At 64.7% G+C, this 26,078-nt stretch carries 24 protein-coding genes; 16 read left to right on the forward strand and 8 right to left on the reverse strand.

What is annotated here, in order from left to right; genetic code table 11:
- Window positions 1-12: 12 nt before the first annotated feature.
- The 3 genes from CP557_RS10260 to CP557_RS10270 form a co-directional block, all read right to left on the reverse strand.
- Window positions 13-1,014 carry an alpha-ketoacid dehydrogenase subunit beta gene (locus CP557_RS10260; RefSeq protein ID WP_097379810.1) on the reverse strand — a complete coding sequence of 334 codons (1,002 nt, stop codon included), beginning with the start codon at window positions 1,012-1,014 and terminating at the stop codon, window positions 13-15.
- Entirely contained in the window at window positions 1,011-2,057 is a 1,047-nt protein-coding gene (locus CP557_RS10265) for a thiamine pyrophosphate-dependent dehydrogenase E1 component subunit alpha (RefSeq protein WP_097379811.1), read from the reverse strand. The genes CP557_RS10260 and CP557_RS10265 overlap by 4 nt, the downstream gene beginning before the upstream one ends.
- 234 nt (window positions 2,058-2,291) lie before the next feature.
- Window positions 2,292-3,071, reverse strand: coding sequence for a PHP domain-containing protein (locus tag CP557_RS10270; protein ID WP_097379812.1), 780 nt, complete (start codon window positions 3,069-3,071; stop codon window positions 2,292-2,294).
- A gap of 219 nt (window positions 3,072-3,290) precedes the next feature.
- Between CP557_RS10270 and CP557_RS10275 the strand changes: the two genes are divergently transcribed.
- Window positions 3,291-3,947, forward strand: a complete 657-nt coding sequence (locus CP557_RS10275) for a lactate utilization protein (protein ID WP_097379813.1) — start codon at window positions 3,291-3,293, stop codon at window positions 3,945-3,947.
- 139 nt (window positions 3,948-4,086) lie between these two features.
- Here CP557_RS10275 and aroC read toward each other — a convergent pair whose 3' ends face one another.
- On the reverse strand, window positions 4,087-5,238 hold the full coding sequence (gene aroC / locus CP557_RS10280; protein ID WP_097379814.1) for a chorismate synthase: 1,152 nt from the start codon (window positions 5,236-5,238) through the stop codon (window positions 4,087-4,089).
- A gap of 237 nt (window positions 5,239-5,475) precedes the next feature.
- On the opposite strand from aroC, the gene CP557_RS10285 reads away from it, so the two are divergent.
- Window positions 5,476-6,309: a ZIP family metal transporter gene (locus CP557_RS10285; RefSeq protein ID WP_211290197.1), complete on the forward strand. Its 834-nt coding sequence runs from the start codon at window positions 5,476-5,478 to the stop codon at window positions 6,307-6,309.
- Window positions 6,310-6,332: 23 nt separating this feature from the next.
- On the opposite strand, the gene CP557_RS10290 is transcribed toward CP557_RS10285, so the two are convergent.
- Both CP557_RS10290 and CP557_RS10295 read right to left on the reverse strand, forming a co-directional pair.
- Window positions 6,333-7,625: an alkaline phosphatase family protein gene (locus CP557_RS10290; protein ID WP_097379816.1), complete on the reverse strand. Its 1,293-nt coding sequence runs from the start codon at window positions 7,623-7,625 to the stop codon at window positions 6,333-6,335.
- Between the two features lie 109 nt (window positions 7,626-7,734).
- Window positions 7,735-8,922: an MFS transporter gene (locus CP557_RS10295; protein ID WP_245852971.1), complete on the reverse strand. Its 1,188-nt coding sequence runs from the start codon at window positions 8,920-8,922 to the stop codon at window positions 7,735-7,737.
- A gap of 256 nt (window positions 8,923-9,178) precedes the next feature.
- Here CP557_RS10295 and CP557_RS10300 point away from each other — a divergent pair, with 256 nt between their 5' ends.
- The 3 genes from CP557_RS10300 to CP557_RS10310 all read left to right on the forward strand — a co-directional run bounded on the left by CP557_RS10300 (window position 9,179) and on the right by CP557_RS10310 (window position 12,486).
- Window positions 9,179-10,756: a class I adenylate-forming enzyme family protein gene (locus CP557_RS10300; RefSeq protein WP_097379817.1), complete on the forward strand. Its 1,578-nt coding sequence runs from the start codon at window positions 9,179-9,181 to the stop codon at window positions 10,754-10,756.
- A gap of 294 nt (window positions 10,757-11,050) precedes the next feature.
- Window positions 11,051-11,662: a DUF1326 domain-containing protein gene (locus tag CP557_RS10305; protein WP_097379818.1), complete on the forward strand. Its 612-nt coding sequence runs from the start codon at window positions 11,051-11,053 to the stop codon at window positions 11,660-11,662.
- Window positions 11,663-11,694: 32 nt separating this feature from the next.
- The gene (locus CP557_RS10310) at window positions 11,695-12,486 is read left to right on the forward strand and encodes a DUF2182 domain-containing protein (RefSeq protein ID WP_097379819.1); all 792 of its coding nucleotides are present in this window, start codon (window positions 11,695-11,697) and stop codon (window positions 12,484-12,486) included.
- A gap of 153 nt (window positions 12,487-12,639) precedes the next feature.
- Here the strand turns inward: CP557_RS10310 and CP557_RS10315 are convergent, their stop codons facing one another.
- Window positions 12,640-13,653, reverse strand: a complete 1,014-nt coding sequence (locus CP557_RS10315) for an MBL fold metallo-hydrolase (protein ID WP_097379820.1) — start codon at window positions 13,651-13,653, stop codon at window positions 12,640-12,642.
- A 158-nt stretch (window positions 13,654-13,811) separates the two neighbouring features.
- On the opposite strand from CP557_RS10315, the gene tfe reads away from it, so the two are divergent.
- Genes tfe through CP557_RS10330 form a run of 3 tightly spaced genes read left to right on the forward strand, consistent with a single transcriptional unit; the run spans window position 13,812 to window position 15,800 of the window.
- A complete protein-coding gene (gene tfe / locus CP557_RS10320; RefSeq protein ID WP_097379821.1) occupies window positions 13,812-14,336 on the forward strand; it encodes a transcription factor E in 525 nt (174 codons plus the stop codon).
- Window positions 14,336-15,028, forward strand: a complete 693-nt coding sequence (locus CP557_RS10325) for a DUF2110 family protein (protein WP_097379822.1) — start codon at window positions 14,336-14,338, stop codon at window positions 15,026-15,028. The genes tfe and CP557_RS10325 overlap by 1 nt, the downstream gene beginning before the upstream one ends.
- Before the next feature lies 1 nt (window position 15,029).
- Window positions 15,030-15,800 carry a DUF5803 family protein gene (locus CP557_RS10330; protein ID WP_097379823.1) on the forward strand — a complete coding sequence of 257 codons (771 nt, stop codon included), beginning with the start codon at window positions 15,030-15,032 and terminating at the stop codon, window positions 15,798-15,800.
- Window positions 15,801-15,832: 32 nt separating this feature from the next.
- Here the strand turns inward: CP557_RS10330 and CP557_RS10335 are convergent, their stop codons facing one another.
- Window positions 15,833-16,291: a chemotaxis protein CheW gene (locus tag CP557_RS10335; RefSeq protein ID WP_097379824.1), complete on the reverse strand. Its 459-nt coding sequence runs from the start codon at window positions 16,289-16,291 to the stop codon at window positions 15,833-15,835.
- Between the two features lie 240 nt (window positions 16,292-16,531).
- On the opposite strand from CP557_RS10335, the gene CP557_RS10340 reads away from it, so the two are divergent.
- The 8 genes from CP557_RS10340 (at window position 16,532) to CP557_RS10375 (ending at window position 26,024) form a co-directional block, all read left to right on the forward strand.
- Window positions 16,532-17,332, forward strand: coding sequence for a chemotaxis protein CheW (locus CP557_RS10340; RefSeq protein WP_097379825.1), 801 nt, complete (start codon window positions 16,532-16,534; stop codon window positions 17,330-17,332).
- 126 nt (window positions 17,333-17,458) lie between these two features.
- Window positions 17,459-17,821, forward strand: coding sequence for a chemotaxis protein CheY (gene cheY / locus CP557_RS10345; RefSeq protein ID WP_006181855.1), 363 nt, complete (start codon window positions 17,459-17,461; stop codon window positions 17,819-17,821).
- Window positions 17,818-19,023 (forward strand): chemotaxis-specific protein-glutamate methyltransferase CheB, encoded by a 1,206-nt coding sequence (gene cheB, locus CP557_RS10350; protein ID WP_097379826.1) that lies wholly within the window; start codon window positions 17,818-17,820, stop codon window positions 19,021-19,023. Before cheY ends, cheB begins: the two co-directional genes overlap by 4 nt.
- Complete coding sequence (locus CP557_RS10355; RefSeq protein ID WP_097379827.1) at window positions 19,016-22,684, forward strand: chemotaxis protein CheA; 3,669 nt, start codon at window positions 19,016-19,018, stop codon at window positions 22,682-22,684. The genes cheB and CP557_RS10355 overlap by 8 nt, the downstream gene beginning before the upstream one ends.
- Before the next feature lie 34 nt (window positions 22,685-22,718).
- Complete coding sequence (locus tag CP557_RS10360) at window positions 22,719-23,324, forward strand: chemotaxis protein CheC (RefSeq protein WP_097379828.1); 606 nt, start codon at window positions 22,719-22,721, stop codon at window positions 23,322-23,324.
- The gene (locus tag CP557_RS10365) at window positions 23,321-24,589 is read left to right on the forward strand and encodes a chemotaxis protein CheC (protein ID WP_097379829.1); all 1,269 of its coding nucleotides are present in this window, start codon (window positions 23,321-23,323) and stop codon (window positions 24,587-24,589) included. The genes CP557_RS10360 and CP557_RS10365 overlap by 4 nt, the downstream gene beginning before the upstream one ends.
- Entirely contained in the window at window positions 24,586-25,101 is a 516-nt protein-coding gene (locus CP557_RS10370; protein ID WP_097379830.1) for a chemotaxis protein CheD, read from the forward strand. The genes CP557_RS10365 and CP557_RS10370 overlap by 4 nt, the downstream gene beginning before the upstream one ends.
- Window positions 25,098-26,024 carry a CheR family methyltransferase gene (locus CP557_RS10375; RefSeq protein ID WP_097379831.1) on the forward strand — a complete coding sequence of 309 codons (927 nt, stop codon included), beginning with the start codon at window positions 25,098-25,100 and terminating at the stop codon, window positions 26,022-26,024. The genes CP557_RS10370 and CP557_RS10375 overlap by 4 nt, the downstream gene beginning before the upstream one ends.
- Window positions 26,025-26,078: the final 54 nt, after the last annotated feature.

Raw genomic sequence — 26,078 nt, forward strand, 5'->3', positions numbered from 1 at the left:
GTGGTGACCCCGTTATGCGATCCGCTCGATCGCGGCTCTGACGTCGTCGCCATCGGGCAGGACCTCCTGCTCGAGTGGCGGACTAAACGGAATGTGCGTATCCGGCGTGCCGACCCGCTGGATCGGCGCGTCGAGGCTGAAGAACGCCTCCTCCTGAACGCGCGTGGCGATCTCCGCGTGAGTGCCATACGACAGGGGGCTCTCGTCGGCGACGACCAGTCGCCCCGTCTTTTCGACGCTCTCGACGATCGTCTCGGTATCGAGCGGGTACAGCGAGCGCGGGTCGATGACCTCGATGCTGACATCCCCCTCGAGGGAGTCGGCCACGCCGAGGGACTCGCCGACGAGTCGCTGGGTGGCGACGACGGTGACGTCCTCACCCTCACGTTCGACGGCCGCCTCGCCGATCGGGACCGTGAAGTCGTCGTCGGTCGGAACCTCGCCCGACTGCTCGTAGATCATCTTGTTCTCGAAGACGAACACGGGGTCGTCAGACCGGATGGCCGCCTTCGTCAGCCCCTTCGCGCTCGCGGCGGTTCCCGGCGCAACGGCTTTTAGCCCCGGGAAGTGTGCGATCCAGGTGTGAACCGTCCCCGAGTGCTGGCTGGCAGCTCCCATCCCGCCGCCCTCGGTGGTCCGGACGGTGACCGGCAGTTCGGCCTTCCCGCCGAACATGTAGTGCATCTTCGCCATCTGATTCATGATCTGTTCCATCGCGACGCCCGCGAAGTCCGAGAACATGAGTTCGACGACCGGCCGCGTGCCGGTCGCCGCCGCGCCGGTCGCCGCGCCCATGAAGCCGGCCTCGCTGATCGGCGTGTCCCGGACCCGTTCCTCGCCGAACTCCTCGAAGAGGCCGCTGGTCACCTCGAGGACGCCGCCGAAGAGACCGACGTCTTCGCCCATCAGGTAGACGTCCTCGTCGCGCTCGAGTTCTTCGCGGAGCGCCTGGCGGATCGCCTCCCGTACGGTCATCGTCTCGGTCTCGAGTTCGAGTTCTGCCTGTGCCGTCATCGGTGGTCACCTCCGTTCGCTCCGCCGTCGGTACGCGCGACGTTCGCAAAGCGGTCGAGTTCCGGCGGCCGGTCGGCGAACATGTCCTCGTAGGCCGCGCTCGGTTCGGGCGAGTCCGTCTCCTGTGCGTACTCGACGGCGTTTTCGATCGTCGCCTCGGTCTCGGATCGGAGCTCGTCGAACTCCTCGTCGGTTAGCTCGCCGCGCTCGATCAGTCGATCTTTGAACGATTCGATCGGATCGCGGTCCTTCCAGCGTTCGATCTCGTCCTCGTCGCGGTAGGGTTCCTCGTCGCCCTCGTAGTGACCGCGGTAGCGGTACGTCTGGGCCTCGACCATCGTCGGCCCGTCGCCGGCACGGGCTCGCTCCCGGGCCTCAGCGACTGCCTCCGCGACGGCAGTGATGTCCATGCCGTCGACGGTCACGCCGGGGATGTCGTAGGCCTGTGCCGTGTCGCTCAGGTTCTCGAGGTTGTGCTGTTTCTCGACCGGGGTTCCCTCCCCGTAGTGGTTGTTCTCGATGACGAAGATCGCCGGCAGGTCCCAGGTCGAAGCGAGGTTGATCGCTTCGTGGATCTGCCCCTGGGCGACGGCCCCGTCACCGAGGAAGCCGACCGCGACCTGATCGCGGTCCTGATAGTCGATCGACAGGGCCGCGCCGGTCGCCAGCGGCGGCCCGGCACCGACGATGCCGTTCGCGCCGAGCATCCCGGCGTCGACGTCGGCGATGTGCATCGAACCACCCTTGCCGTTGCAGTAGCCCTCGGCCTTGCCGTAGAGCTCTGCCATCATGTATTTCGGGTCCAGCCCCTTCGCGATGCAGTGGCCGTGACCGCGATGCGTGCTCGCAATGTAGTCGTCGGAGTCGAGCGACGCACAGGCACCGACGCCGACCGCCTCCTCGCCGATATAGAGGTGGACGAATCCCGGTATTTCGCCGTCAGCGAACCGATCACCTGCCTCCTCGTCGAACGCCCGGATGGTTACCATCCGGCGCAACGCCTCTCGCCGGCCGTCCGCACTGTCGAGGTCGAAATCTGCCATGAGCCATCTTGAGGTACGATACCATTCCACATATATCTAGCATTTATAACTTGGTGGTACCACTCGATAAACGATCTAGAAAACGTGGAGTTCATCGGTCAGAACGTGTCGTGATCGACGGCAACCGGTCGGTTCGTCACGCCGTCGTCGCTACGGGACCTGCCGACCGCTGTCCGACGTGATCGGGTCGCGGTTCGCCCTCACAGTTGCCGTTCGCGCCGCGCATTCCCGCGATTACCGCTCGAGGCAGTCGGGAGCGACCGGCTCGAGTCCGGTCTCGTCGACGAACTCGGCGAGAAAGTCCGCCCGATCGGGTATCTCGCCCGGTTGATGGGAGTCGGTGCCGACGGTCACGGCGACATCGTGGTCGCGGAGCACGGTCAGGAACGGCTCGGCGGGATGGACGACCGCGGCGTCGGTCAGCGCCCGCCCGGCGTTGATTTCCGGGATCGTCCGGGAGTCGGCCAACGCCTCCGCCACTCGTCGATAGTGGTCGTCCGTCGCCAGCCCCCGTAGCGGCGACGTGCGCTCGAGCAGGTCGACGTGGGCCGCGATATCGAACAGTTCCGAGTCGACGAGCGCGACCAGTCTGTCGAAGTACCGATCGACGACCGCTCGACGCTCTGCCTCGGACATGTCCGTGAACTGTGTCGGGACCTGCACGTTTCTGCCGTCGACGCCGTGGACGCTCCCGATCGCGTACTCGAAGCCCGCCTCCGCGAGGAACGCGTCGATCGCCCCCTCGTCCCGTGGATCGTAGTCCATCTCGACGGCGTCGTAGATCTCGAGGTCGAAATCGTCCCGCAGCCGTTCGATCCCCCGTCGCCGTCGCTCGTAGGTCAGATCGAGGTTGAATCCGTACACGTTCCGCATCGATGCCGGCTTCTCGCGAGTGGCCACGTTGCAGTGGTCGGCGATGCCGACGCCCTCGAGGCCAGCCGACTCGGCGGCTCGCACCATCGACCTGAGAAAGTCGCCGTCCGAGTAGTTCGAGTGAACGTGGAAATCCCGCATACGTCGTCGACCACGGGCGACGTGTTAGTCGTTTGGCTCGCGGAACGCGTTTCGAATCGTGTGGGATTCGCGGGCCGTGGGCGGTGTCTTTCGGTCCCGTCAGACGGTGTGCACCGGTCGCGGAGCGGACGAAGTAACACCGGTGTAATCAGCTAACCCTGGTATCCGCGAGCGCTTAAGTCGGTCTCAGCCCCAGACGAATGTACGGATACAGCACAAATGTCACAGCAAAAATCCGATTACGTCGCCGACACGGAGATCGACGCAGCACTCGATGACCTCCCGACCGATGCGGCCGTCGAGGAGACCGTGGAAAACCTCGAGGCCAACGGTTTCGAGGTCGTCGTCGCCGACTCGCCCGAGGACGCCCTGACGACGCTACAGTCGCATATTCCCGCCGACGCGTCGGTGATGAACGGCCACTCCACGACGCTCGAAGAGATCGGCTTCGTCGACTACCTTTCCGAGGGCGACCACGAGTGGGAGAGTCTCCCCGACGAAATCTGGAGTATCGATGACGATGCGAAACGCCAGGCCGCTCGTCGAGAGTCACAGACTGCCGACTACTTCCTCGGCGGTATCAACGCGATCGCCCAGACCGGTGAACTCGTCGCAGCCGACCGCTCGGGCAGCCGGATCGGCGCGTATCCCTTCGCCGCGAGTAACCTCGTTATCGTCAGTGGCATCAACAAGATCGTGCCGACGCTCGACGACGCACTCGATCGCCTCGAGTCGGTGGCCTACCCCCTCGAGAACGAACGAGCGAAGGAAGCCTATGGCGTCGATTCCGCGATCGCCAAGCAACTCGTCTTCCGACAGGAACTCGAAGCGGGTCGCACGACCGTCGTCCTGATCCGCGATCAGCTGGGATACTAACTCGATCGCGCTCAGGAAGCGGGTCCCTGCAGTGCAGGGACGTCACCCGGGACGATTCGGGTGGCTTCGAACGCTCCCGGTTCCGCCTCCCGTAGACGTCTGAGAACCGAACGCACGAGAGAACGCACTGACTGGCGGGTTACTCGTTACGTGGGCTGCTCGGGTGGTACTCGGTATCGTACTCGCCGGGCTGGTCGTCGACGCGGTCGGGGTTGATCCGACCGGACAGCAGCATGAAGTCGACCAGCGTCAGCGCGAGCATCGCTTCGACGACGGGAACGCCTCGTGGCGGGAGGACGGGGTCGTGGCGGCCGATGACCTGCTCGTCTTTGAGTTCGCCGGTCTCCCAGTCGGCGGTCTGCTGGGACTTGGGGATCGAGGTCGGCGCGTGGAGCGTGACCTCGCCGTAGATCGGCTCCCCGGAGCTGATACCGCCCTGAATGCCGCCGTGATCGTTCTCCACCGGCGTCGGATTCCCCTCGTCGTCGAACTCCCAGTCGTCGTTTCGTTCCTTACCGGTCCACTCCCGCGCCTCGCGGCCGAGGCCGAATTCGAAGGCCGTCGTCGCCGGCACTGCCATCATCGCCTGTCCGAGCCGCGCGGACAGCGAGTCGAATCGGGGTGCGCCGAGGCCGACCGGAACGCCACGCGCTTCGAAGTAGATGCTCCCGCCGATGGAGTCGCCCTCCTCCTGGTACTCCGCGATCCGATCTTGCATCCGCTCGGCGGTCTCGGGGTGGGCACAGCGAACGTCGTTCGCTTCGGAGTGGTCTTTGATCTCCTCGAAACTCACGTCCGGCGCTTCGATGTCGCCGATCTGGTTGACGTGGGCCTTGAGTTCGATACCCTCTCGAGCGAGGAGCTTCTTCGCGATCGCGCCGGCTGCGACCCAGTTGACGGTTTCCCGCGCCGAGGAGCGGCCGCCGCCGCCCCAGTTTCGCGTGCCGAACTTCGCCGAGTACGTGAAGTCGCCGTGGCTCGGCCGGGGTGCAGTGATGAACGGCTCGTACTTGCCCGAGCGAGCGTCCTTGTTCTGGATGACCAGCCCGATGGGCGTCCCCGTCGTGTAGCCGTCCTGAATCCCCGATTTGATCGAGACGGCGTCGGGTTCGCCGCGGCTGGTGGTGATCATCGACTGGCCCGGCTTGCGCCGATCCAGGTCCTCCTGAATGTCCTCCGCGGAGAGCTCGAGGCCGGCCGGACAGCCCGAGACGGTACAGCCCATCGCCTCCCCGTGGCTCTCGCCGAACGTGGTCACCTGAAAGAGGCGACCGAAGCGGTTGCCGTTCATTACCACGTCATCGGGGACGCGGACACTTAGCGGTGCAGGATTCACGGCCGGAGCCGGCCGTCCCTCGAGAGCACCGGGCCCGTCGCCAGCAGCGAAGCGTTCCGCGACAGTTCGGTCTTTCCCGAAACCGACCGTCGCATGTCGTGGGTTTATTTGTCAGTCGTGACTGTATCCCGTGACAATGGTTCGAGCGAAGGGACGACGCGATGGCGTCTCACCGAGGAGAGGGATCGAATCGTGGTTTCAGTAGTCGAACTGTTCGTTCGGATCGCCGGCGAAGATCCAGTGGTTCAGGGACTCGTGGGCGGGATCGTTATCGCGACCCTGAATCTCTTTGGCGCGTCGCTGGTACTCGTGTGGCGGGACCCCTCCGAGCGTGCACTCGACGGCGCGCTCGGGTTCGCGGCCGGCGTGATGCTCGCCGCAGCGTTCACGAGTCTCATCATCCCGGGTATCGAGCAATACTCCGGGGGGAATCCGATACCCACGCTCGTCGGCGTCGCACTGGGCGCGGCCTTTCTCGACCGGGCCGACGTGATCGTCCCACACGCACACTATCTGCTGACCGGAAGCAAGCGACCGGACGAAGCCAACCCGAGCACGTCACTGCCACTCGACAACGAGCGGCTGACGCCCGTCGTCCTGTTCATCCTGGCGATTACGCTCCACAATATGCCCGAGGGATTGGCCGTGGGCGTCGGCTTTGGCTCCGGTAACGTCGAGAACGCGATCCCACTCATGATCGCGATCGGCATGCAAAACGTTCCCGAAGGGCTCGCCGTCTCGGTGGCCGCGATCAACGCCGGACTGGATCGCCGCTTCTACGCGGCCTTTGCGGGGGTGCGCTCGGGAATCGTCGAAATCCCGCTCGCGGTCGTGGGTGCGCTGGCAGTCAGCGTCGCCGAGCCCATCCTTCCCTATGCGATGGGATTCGCCGCGGGCGCGATGCTCTTCGTGATCTCCGACGAGATCATCCCCGAAACTCACACCCGCGGATACGAGCGAATCGCAACACTCGGGTTGATGGCCGGCACCATCGTGATGCTCTACCTCGACGTGAGTCTGGGGTAGTCGACGACTGAAGGAGGATCGCGTCACAGCAACTCGAGGTCGATCGCCCCGAACGGGACGAGCATTTCGTCGGGGTGAAGCCCGCCGTGCATTCCGATCAACTCGAGTGTGGCGGGATCGCTGCCGTACCAGACCGCCTGCTCGCGATGACAGACGACGAGATCGCCGAGTCGACGGCGGAAGGTCTCGCTTTCCTCGCAGTCGCCAAAGAGGTCGCGATCGCGGGCCTCGTCGGCGGTGAAGACGCGAGCATCGAGGTCGGCGAGCGCCGACCGAACGGTCTCGAGCACGTCCGCACCCGCTCCCGGGCCCTCGTCGTCCGTCCGCAGATGGAGGTGCACGTTTCGCGGACTGCCGGCATACCGGACCGGTTCCCCGTCCGCGTAGCGCTCGAGGGTCGCCATCACCGTATCGTACGTCTCGAGGTCGACGGTTCGGTCGGGATCGGTGTCGACGTGGCCGTGATCGGCCGTCACGAGGACGAGCGTGTCGCCGGCAGCCGTCGTCTCGTCGGCCACGAGCCCCGTGAGCGCCCGCTCGAGCGTGTCGAGCGTTTCCGTGACGGTATCTCGGTACGCTTTGCTGTCGGTTCCGGCGGCGTGGGCCGCGGTGTCGATCTGTGGGAGGTACGCGAACAGATAGGAGGGATCCGTGGCAGCGTCGAACGCCGCCCAAAGCGCGGACTCGAACCCCTCGAGGCCGTGCTTCCGGGCCGCCGCGTCGCCACCGCCGTAGGAGTGGACGGCCGCCCCGTCGTACGTCTCCGGGAACGGAACCACGTGCCGACAGTCGATACCCGCCGCTTTGAGGTCCGGATAGATCGGATCTCCCTCGAAGACGTCCTGTAACCCGTGATCGATCGATTCAGCGCCGGCTTTCGCGTCGACGGTGAAGGCCTCGTAGGAGGCGTCGTCCGCCGGGTCGTAGACGTCCCAGCCCAGCACGCCGTGGGACGCGGGGAGCCGACCCGTGTGGAACGTGGTCACCGCCGCTGCCGTTTCGGAGGGATAAATCGACGTCAACGGCGAGACGGTCCCGTCGGTCTCGAGTCGCTCGAGCAGCGGATGATCGTGGCGATTCCAGAATCGGAGGCCGAAGCCGTCGACCAGGACGACGAGGACGCGGTCGTACTCGCCGCCGAGGCCCCGGAGGACGTCGTCGGGAAGTTGTCGACGAGGGACTGGCATCCCGTCGGTCTCGAGGACCGACAGCGCCGTCCCGGGGATGTTTGCGAAACAGTATCGCTCGTAATCGGGGAACAGATACCCCTCCTCGAACAGCCGGCGTCTGAGCTGCGACTCGAGCTCGGGACGCATACGTCGACGCACGGACCCAACCGAGAAAACGTCACGGGCCTCGAGGGCGGCAGACGGTCTCCTGTCCGTCAGTGCCGGTGGGACCGGGACATCGGGACAGCAAACCGTATCAGGAGGCGGCCGTTCCAGCGACTGTCGCCCAGAAGGCGACGACAGTCACGCCGAACGTGAGCACCAGGGCGGCGGTGTACCCGCCCGTGTGAGCGATGCTCGCGGCACCGATCGGTGGCATGGCCAGTGCGCTGCTCCCGATCGCGACGTTGAACACGCCGATGATCGCGGTGTCCCTCTCGGGGCCGTATATCCCCATGAGCACGGGGATATACAACGTTGCACACCCGCCTAATCCGAGTCCGATCAGGAAGATCCCCGTTGCGAGCGCCGGGGTCTGTGGCACGAACAACAGGGCGATTCCGACGGCCGAACACGCGATCGAGCCGAGGAAGGCCCGCTCGGAGCTAACGAAATCCGTGAGATAGCCGCTCCCGATCCGTGAAATAATACTCACGCCGCCGATCAATCCGAACGCCGCCGCGGCGTTTGGCTCCGTCAATCCCCGGGACGCGAACAGGTCAACGGCGTACGCGGCGAGGAGCTGATACCAGGCAAAAGCCAGCCCGATACCGACGAACAACAGTTGGAACGTCCGGGTTCCGAGCAACCCGCCGACCCACTCGAGGAGGTCGCCGACGGTCGCGGCCGCCCGATCGGCCCACCGCGGCCGTCGACACGTGACACCGGCGAGGGCAAACGCAATCGTGGTCGCAGTCATGACGAGCAGAAAGCCACGGTCGACGCCGAACTGCGTGAGGACGTACTGCCAGACGGGCGGCAAAACGGCCAGGCCGAGCCCGTTCCCCACGAAGATGAGCCCGGTCGCGGCACCACGACGGGTCTCGAACCAGCGGGGAACGATCGACGCGAGCAGGACGAACACCGATCCCAGGGCGAGGCCGAGGACTGCAAAGACGACCGTCAGTCCCAACTGTGAGTCGACGACGTACAGCGACGGCGCGATCAGTCCGGTCGCTGCCGCACACGCCAGGAGGACGGCTCGAGCCGGCACACGCGCGGCGAACACGCCGACGACTCCCGACCCCATAAAGAAGGTAAACAACATCACGGAGAAGACACTCGAGAGCGCGACCGGCGAAACCCCGATGGCGTCACTGAGCGGCTGCCGAAACACCCCATACGAGAACGGCGTTCCGAACGTAAACACCATCGCGACCGCACCGACGAACGCCACGACCCAGCTACGACGGCTATCGGGGACCTCTCCGAGAGCGGCGGGCACGAGAACGCGTAGCTCGCAAGCCGGTGAAAACGTTCTGATTCGGCCGTGGGTCCGATTGAACTGAGACGGTCTGCCGTACGTCACTGACGGTGTAACCGCAAGACAGTTCGCGGGTATACCGGTACATCGGTACAGGAGACCGTATGAGCCCCGATTACTCGTCCGTTCCGCTGTCCGATCGGCCGAACCGGCGCTCGTTTCCGCCGACAGATGTCTGTGAGGAACACTTTTATCGTGGCTTTCGGTATCACGAATCATGGATCTGGATGCCATCGATCGCTCCGCACGACACGGAAACGTCGCGAAGCTGTTCGACCAGACCGCGGCCCACCACGGGGACGCACAGGCGATGGAACACCACGGGCGGCGCTGGACGCACGAGGAGGTCCGCGACTGGACCGCCGAACTCGCCGGTGGCTTCCACGAGATCGGCCTCGAGCCCGGCGATCGACTCCTGCTCTTCCTGCCGAACTGTCCGCAGTATCTGGTCGCATCGATCGGGGCGTTCAAAGCCGGCGTGGTGATCTCACCGGTCAACCCACAGTACAAGCGCCGCGAGGTGGCCTACCAGCTCGAGGATACGGACGCGAAAGCGATCGTCACCCATCCGGCCCTGCGGGAGGTGGTCGACGAGGCGACCGAGGACGCCGGGATGGATCCCGCGGTGATCACGATCCAGAGCGAGGAGTGGCCCCGTGACCCAGCGGACCACGCCTTCGAAGAGCTACGGGGCGAGCCGACGCTGGTCGAGCGGGCCGACGACGACGTGGCGCTGTTGCCCTACACGTCCGGAACGACCGGCGATCCGAAGGGCGTCCAGCTCACCCACAGCAATACGCGAGCCCAGCTCATGTGGCCCTTGACGGCATCCAACGTCGACGTCGACCCCGAAAACGTCCGCAGTCTCACCTGGCTCCCGCTGTACCACATCACCGGCTTTACCCACACCGCGCTCCAGCCGCTGGTCGGCGGCGGCCGGCTCTACTTCCGCAGCGCGCTCGAGTGGGACGCCCAGGAGTGCATGCAACTCATCGAGGACGAGGGGATCACCCACTTCGTCGGCGTGACGACGATGTACGCCGACATGGTCGAGGCCGACGACTTCGGCGAGTACGATCTCAGCAGCCTCGAGTCGGCTTCCGAGGGCGGTGCGAAGCTCTCGGCTGCGGTCCAGGAGCGATTCGAGGAGACCGCCGGCGTGGACATCTCGGAGGGGTACGGCCTCACCGAGACCCACGGTGCCACCCATACGCAAATGGGGTCGACCTTCGGGCTGCAACACGGGACGATCGGCCAGCCGCTCCGAATGACCGACTGCAAGATCGTCGACGATTCGGGGGCGGAAGTCGCCCCCGGCGAGGAGGGGGAACTCCTCGTCCGCGGCCCGCAGGTCATGACGGGGTATCACGACATGCCCGAGGCCACGGACGCCGCGTTCACCGAGACCGGCTACTTTCGGACCGGCGACGTCGCCCGTCGCGATCGGGACAACTACTACGAGATCGTCGACCGGAAGAAACACGTCATCGTCTCCGGCGGGTACAACGTCTACCCCAGCGAACTCGAGGATCTCCTCCTCGAGCACGAGGCCGTCGCGGACGCCGCCGTGGTCGGGATTCCCGACGAGCGGCGCAACGAGGTGCCGAAGGCGTTCGTCGTTCCCGCACCGGGCGTCGAGCCCGGCAGCGACGTGACGAGCGAGGCGCTCACGGAGTTCTGTCTCGAGGAGGTCGCCAGCTACAAACACCCTCGCGAGATCGAGTTCATCGAGGACCTCCCGCGGACGACGAGCGGGAAGGTCCAGAAGTACAAACTCGAGGAGGGCGAAGCGTAGCGGCAGTGACGCCCTCCCGTCGAGGGCCACGGTTGCCCGATCGGCAGCGTGCGGCCTGGGTCGTTGCCCGCGGGGTGTCCAGAAACGGGTGGTCGCGAAGCGGCCGGTCGATGTGCGAGAGCGACAGACGCCGTCGCCCCACCCCTGACGGCTGGCAACTATCACGCGGCCACGTGGCCGGACGCTTTTGCTCTCCCGAAAAGTCGCGGCCTGTGGCGAGCTTTCATGCCGCGGGCGTCTTTCAGTAGATGACTTTATCGCGTCATGAGTTGGCAGACAACATGGTGAGCGTCGATGCCACAAGACTGGACCATCGAGGGAGAATACGTAGAGACCTGCAACTGTGACGTCGCCTGCCAGTGTCTCTGGTTGGAACCACCCGACGACGACGCCTGTACGGCCTCGCTGGCGTGGAAGATTCGGGACGGACAGTACGGACCTGTGGACCTGAGCGGGCTGCACGTGGCGATGCTCGCCCGCTCCGAAGCGGGCGTCATGTTCGATCCGGATGTCGCATGGCAGATGGTGCTCCTCGTCGACGAGACGGCGAGTAGCGATCAGCAGGCTGCCATCGAGGACATCTATCTCGGCCGCGCTGGCGGGATCTTTGCTGCCCTCGCCGACACTCACGTCGAACGCGCCGAAGTGACGACCGCTCCCATCAGCATCTCTCGAGCGGACGGCGAGATCGTGGCCACGGCGGGGGATATCGTCTCGATGGAGGTAGTCGAGAAACCCGGTTTCAACGAGGACGTCGGGACGGTTTCGCCCCATCCCCTCGCGAAAGACATGACGCCGAAGGTGGGGAAGTCGACCACTGCGGACGTCTCGTACAGTGACGAGTTCGCGTGGGACGTCGCGGGGAACAACTCGTACTTCTCGGAGTTCGAGTTGGCAAACGCCTGAGACCGCCCGAGCCACCGTTCGAACGATCGTTCATGCACACACGAGGGCCGTTGCGGATCCGATTCCGTTTCCGGCACGTTCCAATCGTCGCACTCGTCGCCTACGTAATCGCGTTGCTCGCGTGGGTGGCAGTCGCCAGTCGCTTGCTGCCGATGACAGGGGAAGCGATGACCATGCAACTGTCCGATCCCGCTGCCCCGGAGACGATGGCCCTCTCGAACGGAGCGACGGGCGTCGGCCTCTACCTGACTATGTGGGGAGTCATGATGATCGCCATGATGTACCCCTCGTCGGTACCGCTCTTCCAACTGTACTACAAGACGCTCGCGGGGACGTCGACCCCAGGCAAAGCAATTCGGGTCGGGGCGTTCATGGGAACGTACGCGGTCGTGTGGACGCTGACGGGTATCGTCCCGCTGCTCGTCACCGCCGTGGTTCCGTTCGCCACCCTCGCAGGCGGAGATGGCGGCCTTCTGTTGGGCGGATCACTGCTGTTGCTGTCGGGATACCAGCTCTCGCCGTACAAATATCGGTGTCTCCGACACTGCCGATCGCCGCTTGGCTTCCTTATGGGACACCACCAGCCAGGAGTCCGCGGTGCCGTTCGGATGGGGTGGGAGTTCAGCGTGTTCTGCGTCGGGTGCTGTTGGGCCCTCTTCGCGTTCATGGTGGTCGTCGGCTCCATGAACCTGGTCTGGATGGCACTCATCGCGGTGGTGCTCTCGCTCGAGCGGACGGTCGCATGGGGCGAGCAACTCGCAACCGCGGTCGGCGTCCTCGCAGGCGTAGCCGGGGTAGTCCTCGCCCTCCTCACACTGATCTAACGCTATCTGGGACCCATCGGGCGAGACCAGTTCCGCATGCAGTACGCCCGCAACCCCCCATCACGGCTGAGAACGCTCTCGCCGTGCAACAAGGGACTCGCCGGCGGAATCGTCTCACTGTCCGAACCCGACTGTACGTACGGGAACGTACCCTCACGTCGTTTCGTAGTAGCGGGCACCGTGCTCACTGTCGTGGGACACCCTGCCCTGCCCCTCGAGCGTCCCCAGCGCCCCGAGCGTGTCGAGTACCGGCGCGTGATACCGGACGTTGCCGACGCGCGCTTCGGCGATCGACAGCGGCGTCGCGGGTTCGATCGTCTCGAGGGCCGCCCGCGTCTCCTCGAGCAGCGTGTCCAGCCGTTCCTGCGTGGTCTCGACGACTCGCTGGGGGTCCTCGAAGACGGGGCCGTGGCCGGGGAAGACGTGCGTCGCAGTCGTCTCTTCCAGTCGGTCCATGGCCTCGTAGTAGGCGTCGACGGCGTCGTAGGCACCGTGGTTGAACCCGACCTGGAAGGCCCCGGCGCGAAACGGTTCGATGAGCGCGTCGCCCGCGAAGAGGACGTCCGTCCCCTCGACGGTTGTCTCGAAACAGAGGTGGTCGATCTCGTGGCCCGGCGTCTCGAAAACCCTGAACTCGCGGCCGCCGACGGCGAACGGCTCGGTCGGATCGATCGGCTGGGCGCTCTCGCCGTCGACCAGTCGTCGGTCCCGACGACGCGACTCGAGTTCTTCCTCGATCACCGTCTCGAGGTCGTCGCCGCTGTAGCCGGCCGACATCGCCGTCTCTCGAAGCCCGGACTCGACGGCGTCCAGGTCGTCCTCGAGTCGTTCGATCCCCGCTTTCGGTGCGTGAACCGTCGCGCCGGCCGCCCGCAGCGCGGGGAGTTGGCCGATGTGGTCGCTGTGGATGTGGGTCACGATGACGTGGTCGATAGCCGCCGGTTCGGAGTCGACCTCGGCGAGTCCCTCGCGCAGTGCCGTCTCGCCGGCGTGGTCCGATCCGCCCGTCTCGTCGGGTGCGCCCGCGTCGATCAGGATCGGTTCCGGCCCCTCGAGCAGGTAGGCGGCGACGTGTTTGGGCGGCCAGGGAACGTCGAACTCGAGACGATGGATCCGCGAGCAGGCAGTATCGGGACGAGCGGCACCGCACGAAGCGTCGGGAGTCATCGTCTCGAAAACGCCCAGCCAGCACCATAAGCGCCGCGCTCGAAGGTGCCGACGGGGTCCGAGACCGTTGCGGTGATTTTGCGTCTTCCGAATCACGTGCTATCGCGGGCGGGGCCAGTTGACAAGCTTTAATGGCTCCATGGCGTTACATGGGGGTAATGGCTTTTGAGGACCTGCTCGAGGACCCGGTGATCCAGAAATATTTGCACGAGCTGGTCGGTCCCAAGGGGATGCCCGTCGCGGCGGCACCCCCGGACGGCGAAGTGACCGACGAGGAGCTCGCGGAGGAGCTCGACCTCGAGTTGAACGACGTGCGGCGCGCGCTGTTCATTCTCTACGAGAACGATCTCGCCACCTATCGACGGCTGCGCGACGAGGACTCGGGCTGGCTGACCTACCTCTGGACCTTCGAGTACGACAACATCCCGGAGAACCTAGAAGAGGAGATGTACCGGCTTCACGAAGCACTCGAGGAGCGCCGCGAGTACGAGCGCAACCACGAGTTCTACCTCTGTGAGATCTGCTCGATTCGATTCGAGTTCGGCGAGGCGATGGACTTCGGCTTCGAATGTCCCGAATGCGGTTCGCCGCTCGAATCGATGGACAACAACCGACTGGTCACTGCGATGGACGACCGCCTCGACTCCCTCGAGGACGAACTCAACATCGACGCGGACGCCTAATGGTCGTACTCGCAACGAAACTCTACGTCGAGGGCGAGGCCCGCGAGCGGTCGCTGGACTCGCTTCGGTCCCTCGTTACCAACGAGATCGGCGAACTCGACGTCGAGTTCGAGATCGGCATCCGCCACGACGACTTCCCCTCCGTGACGATCGAGGGCGAGGACGCCACCGTCGCGCGCAACGTCCTCCGCGAGGAGTTCGGCGAAATCGTCCCCGATCTCGAGGCCGGCGAAACGTACGTCGGCACGCTCGAGTCCTGGGACGAGGACGGGTTCGTCCTCGATGCGGGACAGGGCGAGGGAGTACGGATTCCGACCGCGGAACTCGGGCTCGGCCCGGGGTCAGCGACGCAGATCCGCGAACGCTACGGGCTGGTCCAGCACCTCCCGCTGACGTTCGTGTACGGCGGCGACAGTGACGACCCCGACGCCACCTCCCGTCTCGCCGATGCCGAACAGGACCGCCTTTACGAGTGGACCCGCGGTGACGGCCGGCTCAACGTCAACAGCGCGACGCGCGCGGAAGTGCGGGCCACGCTCAACCGCGCGGGCCACGCACAGGACTACGTGACCGTCGAGCGACTCGGCCTGCTCGAGCAAAGCGTCATCTGTACCGAAACCACCGACCCGCCGGGACTGCTCGCGAGCGTCGGCGAGTATCTCCCGGCCGAACTCCGGTGTGTCGTTCCATAGCATGAATCGACGGCTCGTTCTCGCGGCGGTCGCGATCGCACTGCTGGCGACGTTAGCCGGCTGTTCGGCACTCTCGGGTGGGATCTCCGACGAACAGCTCGATCAGGAGGCGGAGTACGGCGACCTGCGCGACAGCGAGGCCGACGTCGCCATCGATCTCGAGGACGGCAGCATGATCGAGGACGGCGAGTTCCGGGCGGTCTACGATCTCAACGAGACCGAGGAACTGTCCCTCTACCGCTCCTCGCTCTATCGCGACGAGCCCCTGGACATCAACAGCGTCCGCTACTGGTATCCCAACGGCACCGAACTGACGGGGTCGGAACTCACCGTCGAACAAGGCCAGTCCGAAACGACGGTTCAGGTCCCCGACGGGAACGGCACCCTCGCGTTCTCCGGCGAGGCCGGCCGGAAGACGTTCCAGTTGCCGGCGTTCGTCGAGGGCTCCTACGTAGTGACAGTGCCCGAAGGGCATCGGACGTCGAACTTCCTGTTCGGCGACGTGTCTCCGAACGGGTACGAACGGGAGGTGATCGACGATCGGGAACGTCTCTCCTGGGCCGAACTCGAGAACACGATTTCGCTGCGATACTATCTCACGCGAGACATTCCGCTGTTCCTCGGCCTCGTCGGAACGGTCGCCGTACTCGGCGGAATCGGAATCGGCTACTACTATCGGCAGGTCAAACAACTGCGGAAGCAACGCGAGAAGTTCGGACTCGACATCGATACCGATGACGATTCGGATGGCGGCCCGCCAGGGTTTCCGTAGCCGGTCCGATTCGAGTCCGGGAGGACGCCGACTCAGTCGTTGATCGTCCGCCCGTCGAGCCAGATGAGGTCTCTCTTACCGACCGCGAGTCGTCCCTTGACGTGGGTGGTCGTCGTCTCCGTCGACTCGAGCGACGTGACGCGGACGGTTGTCGTCGTCTCGACAGCATCGACGAGCCAGCCGTAGTGGCGACCGTCCGAATCGGTTTCGGCGAAGACGAGCAGCTTGGGCTCGTCGATCCGCGCCGAGATCCGGGCCGACGATCCGAACACTCGCGGCAGATCGACGACGCCGATGCGTGCTCCGGCGGCAGTAACCGTCCCCGCATCCCACGGATCGTCGGTACCGGCGAGGTCGGAATCGACCGCGACGTCGAGGACGGAGAGGACCGATTCGGCCCTGACACAGTAGCCCGTTTCCTCGAGGTCGAACGCGAGCACGGTAACTCGCTCGGTAGCGTCGGCTCCGTCGTCGTCCGATTCCGATCCCATTCCGGATGATGGATGCCCGGCCAGAAAAATAAGTTCGCCGATACACCCATCGGTATCCAATCGCGCCGTCGGTGGGTCGAACGGAGCCGTCACCGCCTCCCGGGACCGGTATCGGAGAGGTCCACACGCGAACAAACTCACGCACACGGAGGCCGATCGGCGCCGAATACCTGTTAGGAGACGAGATTATACTCGTGGAGTCAACGTTTTATTGGTGGAACCTGATACACGAACAGGACCATGGCCCCGGACCTCTCGGAAAAACTTCTCGGAATGGATGTCGACGACGACCGACCCGGCGATTCGGGCGGCGAAGACGGTGAGGAGGAACAACTCGCCCAATTCGTCTTCGTCGCTGTGGGCGAACATCGGCTGGCGCTCCCGGTCGATGCCGTCAGGACGATCACCGAACCGCCGGCAGAACTCACGCGGGTACCGCGTTCGTCCCCCGCTATCGAAGGGCTCATGGACCTTCGTGGGGAGGTTACCGCGGTCATCGATCCACGCGTACACTTCCCCACGACCGACCCCGGTTCGGGGCGCGAGCGACTGCTCGTACTCGACCGGCCGAGCGACGAACAATCGGTTGCGATCCGGGTGGACGACGTCATCGGCGTCGAGACTGTCCCCGAAAGTGATATTTTCGACGACGAGACGATCGACACCAGCGAACTCTCCGGCGACGTCCTCGAACACCCCCTGATCGTCGCACTCGTGACGAAGGAACGGGAGTCACGCGTCGGCGCCGGAACCGGAGTGAGCGACGGCTCGATCGACGGCGGTGCCAGTCCGACGGCCGGTCCCGAGACCGGTCGAGCCGGAGGAGCCGGCTCCGCGACGCTGTCGCCCTCTCGAGGGACGAGCGGTGGACTCGGCGAGTCGATCGGTGAAACGTTCGAGATCGAACCCACCGAGGAGACGACTGCCGAACCGGACGAGGACGAAGCCGAGTCGACGCGGGAGATCGTCCTCGAGGCAACAGCGCTGGTAGATGTCGACCGGCTGCTGTTGGCGTCCGGTCAATCCGAAGAAACGGCGTAATCGGCCGAGTTACGATAGCGGATCTGAAGGGGCTCTCCGGGGCGGATTCGACGTTTATCACGACTGATAATCGAGAGAAAGCATTTATGGTAGTTGTATGGCTACCAGAATTTGGTGTACTACTGAATGTCGACAGGGGTGCTCATCGTGGACGACTCTCATTTTATGCGGAACTTGCTACGCCAGATCTTAGAGCAGGACTACCGCATTCTGGGAGAGGCGTCCAACGGCGCTGAAGCCGTCAAACTGTACAAAGAACACGATCCCGACATCGTCATGATGGACATCGTGATGCCCAAATGCAACGGCATCAAGGCGACCGCAGCGATCAAGAAGATCGATCCGGACGCCCGCGTCATCATGTGTACGAGCGTCGGACAGCGTGAGAAAATGAAACTCGCCGTGAAGGCTGGCGCCGACGGCTACGTCACGAAACCGTTCGAAGAGCCCAGCGTCAGAAAAGCCCTTTCAGACGTCGTCGCTGCATGACGCGAGTACTCGTTGTCGACGACTCGAAGTTTATGCGGACAGTCATCGGCAACGCGCTCGAGGCGGCCGACTACGACGTCGAAACGGCTGCGAACGGATCCGACGCCGTCGACGCCGTCGCTACGTTCGATCCGGATGTCGTGACGATGGACGTGGAAATGCCGGAACTGGACGGGATCGATGCCGTCGAGCGGATCATGGCGACGAATCCGACCGTCATTCTCATGCTCAGCGTACACACGGAACAGGGAGCGGAGGCCACGCTCGACGCCTTAGAGCGTGGGGCAGTCGACTTCCTTCACAAGCCCGACGGCTCCGACTCGCGAAACATCGCACACCTCTCCGACGAGGTCGTCGAGAAGGTCGACGAACTCGCCGAGGCCAACGTGTCGTCGGTGGCGCTCGCTCGAGCCTCCGCGGCAGCATACGCAACTCGGTCCGAGCGCGCCGGCGGTGCCGGGCGGGGACCCACGACAGGGAACGCCGTCGCCGGCGGTTCGGACACGCAGATAAACCTCGAGACCGGGCCGGGCAGTACGCCCGGAATCGGAACCGGGTCCACCGCTACCGAGGACCCGACGCCGGTCACCGTCGACGGCGAGCCCGCGGACGCACCGACGATCGCCCTCGGCGCGTCGACTGGCGGTCCGAAGATCGTCGAACGGCTCTTCGAGCGACTCCCGGCCGAACTCGGGGCGAAACTGCTGGTCGTCCAGCATATGCCGCCGGGGTTTACCGAGCGGTTCGCCGACCGGCTCGACTCACGCAGCGCGTACGACGTGCGTGAGGCCACGGACCGGGATCGGCTCCAACCCGGCGAGGCCGCCGTCGCGCCGGGGAACGTCCACCTCGAGGTGGCAGCCGAAATCGGCGACTCGCTCCGGCTGCGACTCACGGACGGCGATCGGGTCCACGGCGTCCGACCGGCGATCGACGTGACGATGGAAAGTGCCGCCAAACGGGTCTCGAACGGGCTCTGTGGCGTCGTCCTGACCGGTATGGGCCGCGACGGTGCGGCCGGGATCGAGGCGATCAAAGGCGTGGGAGGACACACGATCGCCCAGGACGAGGCGACGAGCCCGGTCTTTGGCATCCCCTGTCAGGCAATCGAAACGGGTTGTGTCGACACGATCGCGCCCGCCGAGGGCATCATCGACGCAATCGTCGACGCGTTTACCACGGACGGTGAGAACGATGAGTGATTATCTGACAGACTTCGTTCAGGAGAGCGAAGAACGGATTACCGAACTGAACAACGCCTTGCTCACGCTGGAGGAAGACCCCGACGACGAGGAGGCGATGGACCAGATCTTCCGGATCGCACACACCCTCAAGGGGAACGCTGGGGCGATGGGGCTGGAGCCGGCCAGCGATCTCGCCCACGCGATCGAGGACCTGCTCGATGCCGTCCGCGGTGACGACCTCGAGGTGACGCCGGCGCTGATGGACGACATCTTCGATGGCGTCGACGAACTCGAGACGATGGTCGCGGAAGTCGGCGCGGCCGGCGAGATCGAGACCGATCCGTCGGCGACGATCGGCTCGCTTCGGGAACATCTGTCGGAGTCGGCCGAACCGGCGACGGGAATCACGACGCCGACGGCGGACGAGATCGACGACATCTGTTCTCGATTCGAGCCGCCCACCGACGACAGTCACAACGCCTATCTTGCCCGCCTCGCGATCGCAAAAGAGGAGGGCGTCAACAACGGGGAGCTGGTCGTCGAGGCCCTGATCGACGCGTTCGATCTGATCGGTACCGACCCGCCCCGCGAGACGATCGAGGCCGGGGAGTACGGCGACAGCTTCGATGCCGTCTTCGCCACTGCGGTCGGCGAAACGGCGATCGCCTCCGGCCTCGAGCCGGTCGAGGAGGTCGACGACTTCGAGATCGTCGCCGTCACCGATCGATTCGACGCCGTCGACGAGCGGGCCGGGGCCGGCGAGACGGACGCGGCCGCCGAACCCGGTGACGGGATCACCGCCGACGAGGCACAGGATCTCGAGGTCGACGACCTGCTCGACGAGTTCACCGAGTTCGACGACCTAGACGAGATGGTCGAGGACGTCGAGGACGAAGAGCTCGACGCGTTCGAAGACATGGGCGAGGCCGGCTCGTTCGACGACCTGCTCGACGACGAGGACGTCACCGAACTCGAGGGCGGGGCGGGCGACCCACCGACCGAGCCAGACGTAGGCGACGAGGGGGGATCCGGCCCGGCAGGCGATTCCCAACCGGCAGCTGACGACGACGCGGCGGGGACCGCCCAATCGGCCGAGGAGGACGTCGAGGATGCCGGTGCCGTCTTCAACGAACTCAAAGACGAAGTCGAGATGGTCGGGTTCGACGAACTCCAGGACGAACTCGAGGAACTCGAGTTCGACGAGTTCGACGAGGAAGAGGAAGTCGACATGGACGAACTGCTCGGCGAGGACGCCGACGACGACTCCTTCCTCGACGCGGCGGAGCCATCGGAGGACGCGGTCGACGACGTGCTGGTCGATTCGGGGCCGACCGACGACGCCGCAGCCGTCGAGGAGGTCGGTGCCGACCCGACGACCGCCGATGCCGATGCCGACGCCGACGAAGCGTTGGAGCCGGCCGAAGACGACCTCGAGACCGCCACCGACGATATCGGCCCCGACCAGGGAGTGGCGACCGCCGAAGACGCCGCGGACGCCCCGAGCGCCGATTTCGAAGGTGCCGACGATACCGGATTCGACGACGATACGGCGACAGCCCAGGACCCAGGGGACGCCCCACCGGATGGCGAACCCGAATCGGCCGCCGCCGAAGCTGGTGTGGAGCCCGAAACGGCTCCGGTCGATTCGGAACCCGAAACAGCCAGTGAGAGCGAAGTCGGTGGAGCCGACGGTGAAACGGCCGCGGGTGACGCCGGGACGGGAGACGAAGCCGTTGCCGACGACAGCGTGGCTGAGGAACCGAGTCCCGGCGACGGAGTGGCTGACGAAGCCGGCAGCGACGCTGAAGTGGTAGACGAGCCCGTCGTCGATGACGAGGTGGGTGAGGAAGCCGTCTCGGACGACGAGACGGGTGAATCAGCCGTCACTGACGATGCAACCGTGGCCGACACCGGTAGGACGGACGGCGTCGATCCGCTCGATGACGACGGGGAATCGGATGCCTTCGGTTCGGGAGACGATAGCAGCGACGACGCCGTGACAACCCCTGTCGACGCCGATTCAGTCGATACCGAGTCGGTCGATGACGCGACCGAGTCCGTCGACCCTGACGACGACGGTGCGAGCGACTCGTTCGGAGCGGACGCCGACGATGCGTTCGAACCGACAGCAGGGTTCGACGATACCGGCGACGTCGATTCGTCGTCCGAGACGGACGCGTTCGACGACACCGACGGCTTCGACGTGGATGCCGACGATCCGTTCGACGACGTCGACGACGATCCGGTCGGGGCCGACCTGGACGCCGACGACGACTTCGACGACGGCTTCGACGACGAGATGTTCGGGGGAACGGACGAGTTCGATACCGCCGATGCCGGCTTCGACTCGCCGACTTCGACCCCCGAGACGAATGACGACTCGAATCAGGCCTCAGAAGCGTCCTTCGGCAGCGATACGGCCGACTCGGGCGACGAAGACGAGTCCGGTGACGTACGGATCGTCGACGAGCCGGAGATGGAGATTCCGGACCTCTCCATCCCCGAAACGAGCGATCAGCCCGACGCAGACGCTGAAAGAGACGAGAGTCAGTCGGTCCGTGTCGACATCGAACAGGTCGACTCGCTGTTGACCCTCGTCGAGGGACTGGTGACCAGTCGTGTCAGGCTCCGGCACGCGGCGGACTCCGACGACGGTGGGACGGCACTCGAGAAGGAACTCGACGCGCTGTCGGACCTGACGACGGATCTTCAGGAGACCGTGATGGACATCCGACTGGTGCCGCTCCAGACGGTAACGAACCGCTTACCGCGGGTCGTCCGTGATATCGCCCGCGATCAGAACAAGGAGGTCGACTTCGAGATACACGGCGAGGACGTCGAGATCGACCGCAGTATCCTCGACCGAATCGGCGATCCGCTGATTCACCTCGTCCGCAACGCCGTCGATCACGGGATCGAATCGCCCGCAGAGCGCGAGGAGGCCGGCAAGCCCCGCGAGGGAGCCGTCGAGGTCCACGCCGACCGCGCGCGCGACCGCGTGACGATCACCGTCGAGGACGACGGCGGCGGACTCGACCCCGATCGACTGCGCGACGAGGCCGTCGAGGCCGGGATTCTCGACGCGGACGCAGCGGACGCGATGCCCGACGAGGACGCGTACGATCTGATCTTCCACTCCGGGCTCTCGACGGCCGATGAGGTGACGGACGTCAGCGGCCGGGGGGTCGGGATGGACGTCGTCAAACGGACGATCGAGGATCTCGACGGAACGGTTTCGATCGACAGCGACGAGGGCGACGGAACGACCGTCACGATGACGCTCCCGGTAACGGTCGCGATCGACGAGATCCTGTTCGTCGAGAGCGGCGGTGAGGAGTTCGGCGTTCCAACCAAGGCCGTCCAGGACATCGAGTCCGCCGGATCGATCGAGACGGCCGAGGGAGAATCCGTGCTCCCCGGTGAGGGGGGCGACTTCCCCGTCATCTCGCTTGCCGACGTCCTCGAGACGCCGGCCCCAGGCGCGAACGGTGACGGGATGGTCGTTCGCATCCGCGACGAAGTCCGGGAAGTGGCCCTGCACTGTGATCACGTTCACGGCCAGCAGGAGGTCGTCGTCAAGCCTTTCGAGGGCATTATGAGCGGCATTCCCGGGATCAGCGGTGCGACGGTGCGGGGGAGGGGGGAAGTGGTCAACATCCTGGATGTGACGACACTATGAACGAACGCGAACACCAAACCCTACGGAGTAATCCATGACGATGATGGTCGACATTCGAAAGCTGAGTTTCATAAACGAGATGGCGAAGGTCGGGACGAACGGCGTCGCCGATAACATGAGCAAACTGACCGGCGAGGACGCCCAGATGGAGGTGACGAAAACTAACTTCATCGACGTCGACGACATCGAGTCCCAGCTCGACGGCGGCAAGCGAGTCGGCGTCCGCGTCCGGCTGCTCGACCCACCCCACGGGCACATTCTGATCCTCTTCCCCGAGGCAAGCGCAAAGAAGATCACGGCGATCATGCTTCGCGAGGTCGTCGACGACATGGGCGACGTCTCCGGCAAGATGGCTCGCAGCGCCGTCGAGGAGATGGGCAACATGATGGCCAGTGGCTTTATCGACGGCTGGGCCGACGTGCTCGGCCGCGCAATCGATATCGCCGCGCCACAGCTCGTCTACGCGCCGACGGGCGACATCGTCACCCGGACGGCGAGTCTCGGCGGCGACGATCTCGCCTTGTTCTTCGATTCCGACCTGGCGGTTCCCAGCTATCAGATCGAAGCAGAGATCTACGCTTTCCCCGACTTAGAAGAGTTCGTCGAAATGGTCAACGGCATCGAAGTCCAACCCGCATGAAACTCGACGTCAATGCACTCGGCACGTTCTACCGGATGGCTCGAGAAGGAGCGGGACTGGCCGCGGGCCGACTCACCCATATGCTGGGCGTCGAGACACAGGTCGGCGTGACGAAACTCAACTTCATGCGAGGCCAGGAGATCCGGCGTGATTTCGAGGATTCGACCGAAAAGGTCGGCGTTCGGGTCAAGCTGACCGGTGGGATCGAGGGATACTCGGTCGTCGTCTTCGAGCGCGAAAACGCGATTCGGATCGTCGAAACCCTGCTCGCCGAGGCCGGGCCCGATGCTGATGTCGACGCCGACGTCGGCGACGTAGACGGGTTCGACGAGATGACCGAAAGCGCCGCGACGGAGGTCGGCCACATCATGAACAGTGGCTTTATCGACGGCTGGGCCGACGTCTTGGAGACCGTCATCGACGTCTCCACCCCGGAGTTCGTCGAAGGCAAATCCTCCGAACCGTTCTTCGGCGATATCGACGAGGCGCCGGCCGACGACGACCTCGCATTGCTCTTCCAGAGCCAGATCGAGACCGTCGGCACCGAGGTCGGGTTCAGCCACTACCTCTTCCCGAAACGCGAGTCGATGTCGAAACTCCTCGAGCGGCTGCGGACGAGCGACGGCATCGAGTACGACAAGCTCGATGGCTTCGATCGGATGGCAGAGCGCGGTGCCGAAGAGGTCGCCAAGACCGCGACTACCCTGACCGGGATCGATACGAGCGTCGAGATCCGTCGGCTCAACTTCGTCTCGCTCGAGGCGATCCCCGAACAGGTCGCCGAAGAGAAACTGGTCGGAGTCGCATTCGAGTTCGACGGCATGCCCAGTGGGTATCTGCTGTTCCTGTTCGACGAGGAGTCGGCTCACGAGATCGTCGACGCGATGGTTCCCATGGAGGTCGATGAAGACGGGTTCGGCGAGATGGGAACGAGCGCGATCAAGGAACTGGGCAACATCATGGCCAGCGGATTCCTCGATGGGTGGGCGAACGTACTCGATACGACGATCGACCACTCCACGCCGGAGTTCATCCACGATATCGGCGCTGCGGCCGTCGATCCGGTTATTATTCAACTCGGCGAGAATCAGGACTTCGCGTTCGTCTTCGACACGGTCGTCATGGCCGACGGCCGCGAGTTCGACTGTGAAGTGTACGCGATCCCCGACGAGTCGGACCTCGAGCGGGCGCTGAACAGCCTCGACGTCGACCGGATCGAAGACGCCAAGACGACGGCGGAGTTTCAGGAAGTCGATAACACATGAAAACCTACGGCACCGAACCGGGGGCACCGACGCCGGTCCAGGTCGGGATCTCCGAACTGGTCGTCAGCGACGGTGACGACACGCTCAAGTCCTACGGGCTCGGCTCGTGTCTTGCCATCGCACTCTACGATCCGAACGCCGAAATCGGCGGATTGGCACACGTAATGTTGCCCGACGGCGACGCCGCGGATAACAGCGACCGCAAACCCGGCAAGTACGCCGACACGGCGATCAGGGCGTTGCTACGCCGAATGGTCGAACAAGGGGCCAACTACACTGCCGTCGAGGCGAAGATCGCCGGCGGCAGCGACATGTTCGAATTCGAGAGCTTCGGTGACGGTGTCGGAAAGCGAAACATCGCCGCCGCAAAGACGGAACTCGAGAAACTCGGGGTGCCACTCGAGGCCGAGGACGTCGGCGGTGAGTACGGCCGGACCGTGGAGTTCACGCCCGGAACGGGGACGCTCGTCGTGAAGACCTCCGACGGCAACAACGGAGTGACGAAGTTGTGATCGGCAACGGGGACGGCGACGCTGGCAACGATTCCGATGGGGATCGAAGACGTGCCGAGACGACTGCTGACGACGAGGCGTTCACAGCCCTTCTTACGTTCGTCGAGGACGAGCTGTCGTTCGCGACGAGCCACTACAACGACAGCTACCTCGACCGGCGGGTCTCCTCGCGGATGCGTCGGACGCAACGCGAAACCTACGGGACGTACTTGGAGAAGCTCCGAACCGATCCGACCGAACAGGAGGCGCTGCTCGAGGCGTTGAGCATCAACGTCACGGGCTTCTTTCGAAACCCGGACGTCTGGGAAGGGATTCGCGCTGTCCTCCGGACGCTTTCCACGAGTACGACCACCGTCCGCGTCTGGAGCGCCGCGTGTGCCGACGGACGGGAACCGTACTCGCTGGCGATGCTCGCCCACGACGACCCCGAGATCGACGAATCGAACGTCTACGTTCTCGGAACCGACATCAGTACACCAGCACTCGAGACCGCCCGAGCGGGCGTCTACGAGGAATCCCGAACGATCGATCTCGACGACCAACTTTCCTTTCTCGATGACTACCGCCAGTACGTCGACGTCGACGATCGAACCTACCGGATCAGTGATCACGTCCAGCGAAACGTTCGCTTCCAGCGCCACGACCTGATCAACGACGGGCCCAAATCGGGGTTCGATCTCGTCATCTGTCGGAACCTGTTTATTTACATCGACAACGCGTACAAAGAGCCGATGCTCAAGACGATCGCCAGGTCCCTCCGGACGGACGGTTACCTCGTCATCGGAAAGGCCGAGACGATACCGCCGACCCTCCAGTCGGCCTTCGCCGTCCGCGAGGCCCGACTCCGGATCTATCAACGAGAACTGACGGAGCCGAACGATGGAGCCCCCGATCGGCGTGTGAACTCGAGCCCCGAATCGTAACGCAGCTACCGGCGAGGACGCCGATTGCCACCTCCCGAGACAACGCCTGGAGCT

It is taken from the genome of Natrinema ejinorense, assembly GCF_002494345.1.
Taxonomy (GTDB): domain Archaea; phylum Halobacteriota; class Halobacteria; order Halobacteriales; family Natrialbaceae; genus Natrinema; species Natrinema longum.

Coding starts and splice junctions, on each gene's coding strand:
- CP557_RS10260 (WP_097379810.1), bottom strand. CDS start 1,014: ATGACGGCACAGGCAGAACTCGAACTCGAGACCGAGACGATGACCGTA.
- CP557_RS10265 (WP_097379811.1), bottom strand. CDS start 2,057: ATGGCAGATTTCGACCTCGACAGTGCGGACGGCCGGCGAGAGGCGTTG.
- CP557_RS10270 (WP_097379812.1), bottom strand. CDS start 3,071: ATGCGGGATTTCCACGTTCACTCGAACTACTCGGACGGCGACTTTCTC.
- CP557_RS10275 (WP_097379813.1), top strand. CDS start 3,291: ATGTCACAGCAAAAATCCGATTACGTCGCCGACACGGAGATCGACGCA.
- aroC (WP_097379814.1), bottom strand. CDS start 5,238: ATGAACGGCAACCGCTTCGGTCGCCTCTTTCAGGTGACCACGTTCGGC.
- CP557_RS10290 (WP_097379816.1), bottom strand. CDS start 7,625: ATGCGTCCCGAGCTCGAGTCGCAGCTCAGACGCCGGCTGTTCGAGGAG.
- CP557_RS10300 (WP_097379817.1), top strand. CDS start 9,179: ATGGATCTGGATGCCATCGATCGCTCCGCACGACACGGAAACGTCGCG.
- CP557_RS10305 (WP_097379818.1), top strand. CDS start 11,051: ATGCCACAAGACTGGACCATCGAGGGAGAATACGTAGAGACCTGCAAC.
- CP557_RS10310 (WP_097379819.1), top strand. CDS start 11,695: ATGCACACACGAGGGCCGTTGCGGATCCGATTCCGTTTCCGGCACGTT.
- CP557_RS10315 (WP_097379820.1), bottom strand. CDS start 13,653: ATGACTCCCGACGCTTCGTGCGGTGCCGCTCGTCCCGATACTGCCTGC.
- tfe (WP_097379821.1), top strand. CDS start 13,812: ATGGCTTTTGAGGACCTGCTCGAGGACCCGGTGATCCAGAAATATTTG.
- CP557_RS10325 (WP_097379822.1), top strand. CDS start 14,336: ATGGTCGTACTCGCAACGAAACTCTACGTCGAGGGCGAGGCCCGCGAG.
- CP557_RS10330 (WP_097379823.1), top strand. CDS start 15,030: ATGAATCGACGGCTCGTTCTCGCGGCGGTCGCGATCGCACTGCTGGCG.
- CP557_RS10335 (WP_097379824.1), bottom strand. CDS start 16,291: ATGGGATCGGAATCGGACGACGACGGAGCCGACGCTACCGAGCGAGTT.
- CP557_RS10340 (WP_097379825.1), top strand. CDS start 16,532: ATGGCCCCGGACCTCTCGGAAAAACTTCTCGGAATGGATGTCGACGAC.
- cheY (WP_006181855.1), top strand. CDS start 17,459: ATGTCGACAGGGGTGCTCATCGTGGACGACTCTCATTTTATGCGGAAC.
- cheB (WP_097379826.1), top strand. CDS start 17,818: ATGACGCGAGTACTCGTTGTCGACGACTCGAAGTTTATGCGGACAGTC.
- CP557_RS10355 (WP_097379827.1), top strand. CDS start 19,016: ATGAGTGATTATCTGACAGACTTCGTTCAGGAGAGCGAAGAACGGATT.
- CP557_RS10360 (WP_097379828.1), top strand. CDS start 22,719: ATGACGATGATGGTCGACATTCGAAAGCTGAGTTTCATAAACGAGATG.
- CP557_RS10365 (WP_097379829.1), top strand. CDS start 23,321: ATGAAACTCGACGTCAATGCACTCGGCACGTTCTACCGGATGGCTCGA.
- CP557_RS10370 (WP_097379830.1), top strand. CDS start 24,586: ATGAAAACCTACGGCACCGAACCGGGGGCACCGACGCCGGTCCAGGTC.